Source organism: Sulfurihydrogenibium sp. (assembly GCF_028276765.1).
Lineage (GTDB): Bacteria > Aquificota > Aquificia > Aquificales > Hydrogenothermaceae > Sulfurihydrogenibium.
Genome location: NZ_JAPYVU010000059.1, coordinates 1 through 9439 on the forward strand (window position 1 = coordinate 1; position 9439 = coordinate 9439).

Consider the following 9439-nt stretch of genomic DNA (forward strand, 5'->3'; position numbering starts at 1 on the left):
AAAGCTCTTTTACCAATTCTTCAGTTGATCTGTCTAATATTTTTTCAAAGTATTCTTTCTTATCCATCATCATTCCTCCATGTAATTTTATTTAGATTTATTTAGACACAACATTATTTTAACTCCCAGTTTATGAGCTTTTCTCTTTCCAAGATTTATCTTCACAACAAATTAAAGAAGTTATAAATATTCTCGAAGAAACCAAAAAAACACTTATTAGGAATAGCTATGGCATCAATAGAAGCATCAGGAGAGCTTTCTAATGAGCAAAAAAAAGTAATATCAGGTAAGGTGCACGAGCTTCTAACTGGAGATAGAATTTTTCAGGAAGATGTTGATAAATTATTAGAAGAATTAGGACTATAAAAGGAGGTATATAATGGGATTTCCGACGACAGCAAGAATTTTAACGGTTGATGATATGGCAACAATGAGAAAAATTATAAAGAGTTTATTGAATCAGCTTGGTTATACAAACGTAGACGAAGCAGAAAATGGTAAAGAAGCTTTAGTAAAATTGAAACAAAATAAATACGACCTTGTTTTACTTGATTGGAACATGCCAGAAATGGATGGGATAACACTTTTCAAGAAATAAGAAAAGACCCACAGTTAAAAGATATTCCAGTAATAATGGTAACAGCATAAGCAAAAAAAGAAAACGTGCTACTAGCTATACAATCTGGAGCTAATAACTATATAGTTAAGCCTTTTACAGCTGAAACACTAAAGGAAAAATTAGAAAAAGTGTGGCAACAGATAAATGGTTAAAGGAAGGGAAAGTAGCATAGTGATAAGTGCGTCTTAATAAAAAAGATTCACTTAACACTTAAGCTTAACGCCTTATTTGTCATTCTGAGCGAAGCGAAGAATCTCATTTTAAAATAGAAGTCACCTTTCGGGTTAAAATTCTCAGGATGACAAAAAGGATAAACTTACAAAATTTGAAAGCACTTTTGTTAGCTTTTTGAGTTTTAGAATAAAAAGATAAATTTGAGAACTCTTAGAAAGGTTTGAAATGAGTTTATTTTTTTCATTGTTGGTTGCGGGGGCAGGATTTGAACCTGCGACCTCCGGGTTATGAGCCCGGCGAGCTACCAGACTGCTCCACCCCGCGATGTTATGCGCCCGGCACGATTCGAACGTGCGACCTACGGATTAGAAGTCCGTTGCTCTATCCAGCTGAGCTACGGGCGCACTTATCATATTCTGATTTTTTTAATAGTCGGAGTGGCAGGACTTGAACCTGCGACCCCGTGCTCCCAAGGCACGTGCTCTCCCACCTGAGCTACACTCCGATCTAAAAGAGATAAATATTATATCACTATATAGAAAAAATTTCAAGCCCTTTTGAAGTTTTCAATTGATTTAACAATATCAGCCTTAGCTTCGTTAGAATCTTTAAAAGATTTAACTTTCACCCATTTTCCAGATTCTAACTCTTTATAGTGCTCGAAGAAATGTTTAATTTTATTTAATGTTGCCTCTGGTAAATCCTTTACTTCTTTTATGCCGTCAAACGTTGGGTCTAACTTAGAAACCGGAACTGCAATTATTTTTGTATCAATACCTTCTTCATCTTCCATTTCAAGCATACCAATTGGTCTGCATCTGATTACACTACCAGGAAAAACAGGTTCTCTTGAAATTACCAATACGTCAGTTGGGTCTCCATCATCTGCTAAAGTGTTTGGAATAAATCCATAATTAAATGGATAATACATTGCGGTAAATAAAAATCTATCTACAAATACAGCTCCACTTTTTTTGTCAACTTCGTATTTAATACCGCTTCCTTGTGGAATTTCAATAACTACATAAATATCTTCTGGTGGATTTTTTCCTGCTGGTATTAATGAGAGATTCATTTGACCCTCCGTTAGTTTTATAAATGGAAAAAAATGAAAAGCTCCCGAGGAGGGATTCGAACCCCCGACCAGCCGGTTAACAGCCGGCTGCTCTGCCTGCTGAGCTACTCGGGAATAAAAAGATATATAATATTATAATAGATTTTTAACATAAATGCAACTGTTTTTTGGAAGATTTTTAATTTTTTTTAAGTTCATCCTTTATCGCGTCACTCTAAAAACTTTATTCGTACAACTACAGAATGACAAGGAAGTAAAAATAAAATGCTTCTCACAAACTCTTCTAACTTTTGCTTATTCAATTGCCAAGATTTTTTAAGAAATGAATGAATATTATAGCATAAACAATACCTCGGGTGAGAAATTCAAATATAAACAAAACATCTAAAAAACTCCTTGGTGGCAGTTAAAATTGTAATAGCAAAAATTCCACCAAGGAGGTAAAAATGCAAAACTCTAATCTTTATTTTACACTATTTCAAAAAATCTCTAATATCTAATATTCTTACACACTTTGGGTGAGAAATTAGCGGTTTTTGTAAAATTTAAAAATGAGATCCTTCGGCCTTACGGCCTTAGGATGACAGAGAAAGCGAAAGTATGTTAACGATTGCCATATTTGTCATTCTGCAGCCGGCGAAGAATCTCCTACTTTTACCCAATTTCTCACCCGACGTATCTATTTTTATACTTTTATTTTAGCATATATTTATATGTATCATTTTAAACAAAAGAGGAGTAAATATGAAAGCTTTAGCTTGGATGTCTGAAAAAAGAAAAGAAAATAAAGTTTTATGTAAAGCATGCAATCAAAGATGTGTTCTTGATGTTGGAGAGTATGGAAAATGTGGGATAAGAAAAAATGAAAATGGAGACCTATATCTTACTGTGTATGGTCTTGCTGCTGCTTTTAATATAGACCCAATAGAGAAAAAGCCGTTATTCCACTTTTTGCCGGGAACAGAAATTTTATCTGTAGGAACAGTAGGATGTAATTTTAGCTGTAAGTTTTGCCAAAATTTTGAAATATCACAGTATCCTCAAGAACATAACTATGAAGTTTTCGGAACTACATTAATGCCGGAAACAATCGTAAATATTGCAAAAACAAGAAAAATACCATCAATTGCATTTACTTACAACGAGCCGGTCGTAGTTTTTGAATATGCTTATGATACATTTAAATTAGCAAAACAAAATGGTATAAAAACTGTATTCGTAAGCTCTGGGTATGAAACTAAGGAAGCTATTGATACAATTAAGCCATACTTAGATGCAGCGAATATAGATTTAAAAGCATTCACAGATAAATTTTACAGAGAAATTTGCGGAGCAAGATTAAAACCTGTTTTAGACTCAATTGAATACACTTATAAGCAAGGAATTTGGATAGAGATAACTACTCTCATAATTCCGGGAGAAAATGATAGCAAAGAAGAGTTAAGGGATATTGCAAGATTTATTGCATCTATAGATAAAAATATACCATGGCATGTATCAAGATTTTATCCAATGTATAAAATGTTAGATAGACCACCTACACCAATAGAAAAATTAAAAGAAGCTTATGAAATAGGTAAAGAGGAAGGCTTGAATTATGTCTATGTTGGTAATGTTATAGATGAAGACAGAGAATCAACATACTGTCCAAACTGTGGCTTTAAAGTTATTGATAGAACAGGTTATGTTGGACAATACGTTACTAATCATTTAGTAGATGGAAAATGTCCCAAATGCAATACTCCAATAGCCGGAGTTTGGAAGTAATAGAAAAAGCGACCAAGCCATTCTTAAGACGGCGAAGAGTCTCCTTTTGCTTTTAAAAAACTTTAAAGAATGAGAAGCTTCGAACTTATGTTCTCAGAACGACAAAGAAAGCGGAAAGGTGATAATATTGTTATTTCTTAGCGTAGTAGAAATCTCCCATTATGTTGAATTTCTCGAAGATAGTATTTTAAAATTTTTGTAAGGTTGTTTTTGTCATCGTATCTTGTGAGTGTTCCAAAATTCTTATAAGTTTTCCCTTGACCCATCATCCTGAGAGCTTTAGTCTGAAAAATATCTTCTCTTTTAAAGAAGGTGAGTAAGTGAGAGTTAAAATGACGGAGATTCTTCATCGGCTACAGAATGACAATGTTGATTTTTAGAGTGGTCTTATTTCTCAAAGATTTTACTTAATTTTACTTAACAACAATGTTTAAAATCTTCCCTTGAATAAAGATAGTTTTTACAATCTCTTTTCCTTCAATCCATTTTTTAACAGATTCATCTTTTAAAGCGATGTTTAAAACTTCATCCTGAGAAGCATCTACAGGAGCTTTGATTGTTGCTCTTAATTTGCCATTTATCTGGACTGGAATTTCTTTTTCTTTTTCTACTAATAAACTTTCATCATAGTTTGGGAATGGTTGCTGTATAGTATATCCTTTATTCCCAAGCTGTTTCCATAGATAATCAGCCATAAATGGAGTAAATGGAGAGATTAAAAGAATAAATTTTTCAAAGACTTCTCTTAATACTTTTGGATTTTTTTCTTTATAATCATAAAGAGTATTTAAGAGCTCCATCATGGAAGCAATGGCTGTGTTAAACTGAAACCTTTCTATATCATTTCGTACTTTTTTGATGGTTTGATGAAGTTTTTTTCTTATATTTAGACTTTCTTGTGAAAGATTTTTAAAATCTTCTTCACTGTAAGATATATTTTTAACAAGGTCTAAATTTTCTGAAATGTAATAAAATAGCCTTTTTACAAATCTATGAGCTCCTTCTATTCCGGTTTCTGTCCAATCAAAATTGTTTTCTGGCGGTGCAGCAAATAGTGTGTAAAGTCTAACAGTGTCGGCACCATACTTTTTTACCATCTCATCCGGGTCAACTGTATTGTGTTTAGATTTAGACATTTTATCTGATTTTCCATAAGCATCTTCAAGCTTTGTTAAAATTGATTTATCTAATCCTAATTTATCAAAAAGTAAAACTGCATTATCATTAAGATTTAAATGATTTTCTTCTAAAACTGCTTTAATCGTTTTTCTTTCCATTTTCTACCTCAAACGTTAATATTTAAAGCTTAAAATCTTATAAGTTTAAAATCTAAATTTATATGTCGAATGAAAAATTCAATAAAAGTATGAGATTCTCCGCCGGCTGCAGAATGACAAATAAAGTTAATCTTTCTTTAATGTCTATCAATCTACCTTTTTCCGCCATCCTAAGGATGTAAGTCCGAAGAATCTTCCATTTTTTAATTTTTTTAAAAATCACTTGTTTCTCACTCAAAGCACTAAATATATTTTATCATGCATAGAGATTTATACATCGGATGAAAAATTGGGTAAAAGTAGGGGGAGTTTTCGTACAGCTACGGAACGATGATGTAGTTTTTGCAAGTAATCTTAGATTCTTTATAGTAGCTTGAAATTTCCTACTTGTATAAAGCATAATATTTAATCTTTCTAAAACTCAAAACATTTAAAAGGAGAAAAATGGAGATATTATTGCCTATTGCCCATACAGAAATTAATGTAATAGAAGTTTTAATTCTTGGGATTGTTGTTGGAGTTTTGTCCGGAATGCTTGGAATTGGTGGTGGCATTATTTTAAATCCAATATTAATAAAAATGGGTATACCTTCTGTAGTAGTAGTTGGAACATCTATTAGTCAGATGATAGGAGCGTCTTTGTCCGGGTTTTTAAACTATCTTAAAGCCGGAAAAGTTGACACAAAAATGGGAAAGTATGTTGTAATATACGGAGTAATAGGTGGTTTTATTGGTGTTTTACTTATAAACTATCTAAAACAATCCGGTGATGTAAAAAGATTTATTCTTCTTGTTTACACTGTATACCTGTTTTTGCTCGGTAGTTTTATTTTTTACGAATCTTTTAAAAACAAAGAAAAACATGAACATAAAGCTCCTGAATTTATTAAAAATCTTCCGTTAAAAAAAGATTTTAACGTTGGTCAAGTCTCTTTGATAGTACCGGCAGGTATAGGATTATTATCGGGATTTCTTGCGGCTGTTATGGGAATTGGTGGTGGGAATTTAGTCGTGCCGGCTTTAATGTATCTTGCAGGCTATGACGTTGTTTCTGCAATTGCTATTAGTGTTTTTCAAATGGTCTTTATCACAAGCTTTTTATCCTTTCTACATTCATACTTTAACCATGGTGTTGATATAATTCTTGGGTTGATTTTGTTGATAGGCTCTTCTTTTGGTGCTGTTTTTGGCTCCATTCTTGGTCAGAAAATAAATAGATTTTATCTAAAAGTGTTTTTAGCTGTTTTAATGTTGATAGTTGCTGCATACAGTCTAAAGCAATTTTTATCTACAAAACAAAAAGAGATTTTTAACCTTGTTTCAGATAACTTTTTTGCTAATCTTCTTACAAATTACCCGCTTGTATACTCAATTTTGGTAATTGTAATTAGCTTGATAGTTGGATATATTATCAGCATCATCACGATGAGAGTAAAAGATCATTTTATGAAAAAGTTTTTAAACAAATCATGAAAATCGGTTGGATAGATTATCTTAATACTTTGCCATTTCAAATAGAAAAGTTTAGAGATTTCCAAATAGTAAAAGACGTTCCATCAAATCTAAACAAACTTTTGTTTGAAGGCAAAATAGACGTTGGAATAATATCAGCAGCTGAATATTTAGAACATTACTATAAATATTTTATCCTTCCAGACCTTTCTATAAGCTCTTACAAAGATGTAAAATCTGTCATTCTTGCATCCCATATTCCATTAGAAGACATTGAAAAAGTTTACATTACAAAAGAATCTAAAACTTCTGTCAACCTTCTTAGAGTGATTTTTGAAATTTTTTTAAACAAGAAACCAGAATACAAACCTTTTGAAAGTCTAAAAAATAAGCTTTCTGTTCTACTCATTGGAGATAAAGCCTTAAAACATAAATCTGACTATCCATACGTTTACGACCTTTCAAAAATTTGGTTTGATTATACAAACCTGCCTTTTACCTTTGCACTGTGGTGTGTAAATAAAGAATACTTTTTAAACAACAGAGAAGAAATTTATAATTTTCAGCGCAAACTTAAAGAGAATGTTAAAGAATTTTTTGAAAAAATTGATAACTATCCATTAGAAACAGAAAAAAAAGAATATCTAAAAAATCTTTCATACGACCTAACCGACAAACACATACAATCTTTAAGACTTTTTTCTCAGTATCTAAAACAGCTTAATCTGATTAAAAAACTTCCGGATTTTAGATTTACAGATGGAAAGGTTATAACTGTTGATAACACGATTACACTTTATAACTTTGACTATAACGAAGCATATCATTCAAGCAGTGCAGGAGCATATACAGAAAGCATGCATAAATTTATCATACCTTGCAAAATTCAAGAAATATGTGAAAAAAATAGCAGTATAAACATATTAGATGTTGGCTTTGGGCTTGGTTATAATGCATCCACCGCCATAAAATCTTGTTTAGAAAAAAATCCAAACGCAAAAATACAGATAATTTCCATAGAAAAAGATAAAAATTTTTTAGAAAATGTAAAGAAAATTAAAATTCCCGAAAACCTAAAGCCTGTGTATGAGATATTTTTTAAAATGGTTTTAGACAAACTTACAATAGGAAATAAAACCTTTGACGTTTATAAATACGAAGACAATAATTTAAAACTATCGGTTGTTTTAGCTGATGGTAGAGGAGTAATCCAAGCATTAACGGACGAAAACATTAAGTTTGATGCTGTTTTTTGGGACCCATTTTCTCCAAAAGTTAATCCAGAAATGTGGGAGTTTGAGCTTTTTAAAAATCTAAGAAAAATCATGAAAGATGAAGCAATTTTTGCTACATACTCATCAGCAAAAGAAGTAAAGAAAAATCTATTAGAAGCAGGCTTTAAAATTGGCATGGTAGAGCCGGTTGGAAGAAAATCCTACTCATTGGTAGCAAGCATCAGCGGGAATATTCCGCCTCTACCAGAAAAAGAGATGGAAAAGTTAAGAAAGTATCAGACATAATGTTTATTAACAGAGTATAAAATGTTTCAAAAATCAACATTGTCATTCTGCAGCCGGCGAAGAATCTCCTTTTTTAAAAACATAAGATCCTTCGGCTTACAGCCTCAGGATGACACGGAAAGGTAAGATTACGAGAATTTTTGCAGCACTCTTGAAGATCATTTGACTTTATAGCTCCAGGATGAAAAGCAAAGTTTACTGTTTAGTCATAAGGAAATTTTGGAACATCTTCTATATTCTTTTAATATAGGCTAAACCTTGGGCATCAAGTCGTATACTCTGCATTTATTTCAACGTATTTATATCCAAGGTCGCATGTGTAATATGTCCATTCTTCTTCTCCGCGACCTAAGTATAAATCAATTCTTATTTCCTTGTTATTCTTTAGATATTCACTTGCCTGTTTTTTGTCAAATTCTAATGGCTGTCCGCTGTATAATAAGAAATCTCCTAAATAAAGTTTTACCTGAGAAAAATCAATTCCGATATGAGTTTGACCTACAGCTGCTAAAATTCTTCCCCAATTTGGGTCATTTCCAAACATTGCTGTTTTAAACAAGTTAGATAATGCTATACTTTCTGCTATTTTTCTTGCTTCATCTTTTGAAAATGCTTGATAAACATTTATTTCTATAAGTTTTGTAGCACCTTCTCCATCTTTTACTATCATTTTTGCAAGTTCTAAAGCAACTTCATAAACTTTCTTTGCAAAATAAAGTTTGTTAGAATCGTTTATTTCAACATCACTTTCTCCTGTTGCTACTATTACAAAGCTGTCATTTGTACTTTCACATCCATCCACAGATATAGAGTTAAAAGTTCTGTCTACAACTAATTTTGTAATTTGGTCAAGGATAGGTTTATCAATTTTTACATCGGTAAAAATGTAAGCTAACATTGTAGCCATGTTTGGATGTATCATTCCAGCACCTTTTGCAATGCCTTTTACGATAAAAACTTTATCCTCTATCAGTCCGTTTGTTTCGTAATATTTATAAAATGCATCCGTTGTTGATATAGCCCTTGCTGCTAATTCTAAATCAAGCTCCTGTAATGATGAAGAAGCAGCCTCTATACCATCTTTTACTTTATCCATAGGAAGCTGAACGCCTATAACACCTGTGGAAAATACCAACACTTCTTCTTTATCAATACCAAGACTTTCAGCTGTTATCTGTGCCATCTTTTCTGCATTTTCGAAGCCTTCCTGTCCTGTGCCGGCGTTTGCATTTCCACTGTTGACAACTATAGCAGAAATTTTATCTTGCAATGAACAAACTAACCTATCGTATATTACAGGTGCAGCTGCTAAGGAATTTTTAGTAAAAACTGCCGAATATACCGATGATGGGAATTTTAAGACTAAAATATCATAATCGCCGGAAGGTTTTATTCCAGCTTTAGCAACGCCCATTTTTATATTCATTTTATTATTTTTCTCTCCTTTGTTATTTATTTAACAATATGATTATACAATTTCGTCGATATTGTCCAAAAACTTTTACAATTTAATTGTAATATCATATAAAATTATACCTAAAAACTTAAAAATTGG

At 32.0% G+C, this 9439-nt stretch carries 7 protein-coding genes, 4 tRNA genes and 1 pseudogene; 5 read left to right on the forward strand and 7 right to left on the reverse strand.

All coding sequences use genetic code 11. The annotated features are described in order from the left end of the window. The first annotated feature begins 228 nt into the window (after positions 1–228). The gene (locus tag Q0929_RS08105) at positions 229–366 is read left to right on the forward strand and encodes a hypothetical protein (protein WP_299239610.1); all 138 of its coding nucleotides are present in this window, start codon (positions 229–231) and stop codon (positions 364–366) included. Positions 367–379: 13 nt separating this feature from the next. Continuing rightward, positions 380–771, forward strand: a pseudogene (locus Q0929_RS08110) (response regulator). Positions 772–1040: 269 nt separating this feature from the next. On the opposite strand, the gene Q0929_RS08115 reads toward Q0929_RS08110, so the two are convergent. From Q0929_RS08115 to Q0929_RS08135, 5 genes are all read right to left on the reverse strand, one after another. Further along, positions 1041–1117: transfer RNA gene (locus Q0929_RS08115), tRNA-Met, on the reverse strand. Between the two features lie 6 nt (positions 1118–1123). Beyond that, positions 1124–1197 (reverse strand) — tRNA-Arg (locus Q0929_RS08120). A gap of 28 nt (positions 1198–1225) precedes the next feature. Then, positions 1226–1298, reverse strand: a tRNA-Pro gene (locus tag Q0929_RS08125). Between the two features lie 42 nt (positions 1299–1340). Continuing rightward, positions 1341–1868, reverse strand: coding sequence for an inorganic diphosphatase (gene ppa, locus Q0929_RS08130; protein WP_299239613.1), 528 nt, complete (start codon positions 1866–1868; stop codon positions 1341–1343). 41 nt (positions 1869–1909) lie between these two features. Continuing rightward, positions 1910–1982: transfer RNA gene (locus Q0929_RS08135), tRNA-Asn, on the reverse strand. 630 nt (positions 1983–2612) lie between these two features. Here Q0929_RS08135 and amrS point away from each other — a divergent pair. After that, positions 2613–3635 (forward strand): AmmeMemoRadiSam system radical SAM enzyme, encoded by a 1023-nt coding sequence (gene amrS, locus Q0929_RS08140; RefSeq protein ID WP_299239616.1) that lies wholly within the window; start codon positions 2613–2615, stop codon positions 3633–3635. A 413-nt stretch (positions 3636–4048) separates the two neighbouring features. On the opposite strand, the gene Q0929_RS08145 is transcribed toward amrS, so the two are convergent. Beyond that, positions 4049–4912 (reverse strand): class I tRNA ligase family protein, encoded by an 864-nt coding sequence (locus Q0929_RS08145; RefSeq protein ID WP_299239619.1) that lies wholly within the window; start codon positions 4910–4912, stop codon positions 4049–4051. A 444-nt stretch (positions 4913–5356) separates the two neighbouring features. On the opposite strand from Q0929_RS08145, the gene Q0929_RS08150 reads away from it, so the two are divergent. Together Q0929_RS08150 and Q0929_RS08155 are read left to right on the forward strand one after the other, a co-directional pair. Further along, positions 5357–6385 carry a sulfite exporter TauE/SafE family protein gene (locus Q0929_RS08150; RefSeq protein ID WP_299239622.1) on the forward strand — a complete coding sequence of 343 codons (1029 nt, stop codon included), beginning with the start codon at positions 5357–5359 and terminating at the stop codon, positions 6383–6385. Continuing rightward, positions 6382–7884 carry an MqnA/MqnD/SBP family protein gene (locus tag Q0929_RS08155; RefSeq protein ID WP_299239625.1) on the forward strand — a complete coding sequence of 501 codons (1503 nt, stop codon included), beginning with the start codon at positions 6382–6384 and terminating at the stop codon, positions 7882–7884. The genes Q0929_RS08150 and Q0929_RS08155 overlap by 4 nt, the downstream gene beginning before the upstream one ends. A 265-nt stretch (positions 7885–8149) precedes the next feature. On the opposite strand, the gene argJ is transcribed toward Q0929_RS08155, so the two are convergent. Continuing rightward, positions 8150–9310 carry a bifunctional glutamate N-acetyltransferase/amino-acid acetyltransferase ArgJ gene (argJ, locus tag Q0929_RS08160; RefSeq protein WP_299239628.1) on the reverse strand — a complete coding sequence of 387 codons (1161 nt, stop codon included), beginning with the start codon at positions 9308–9310 and terminating at the stop codon, positions 8150–8152. Positions 9311–9439: the final 129 nt, after the last annotated feature.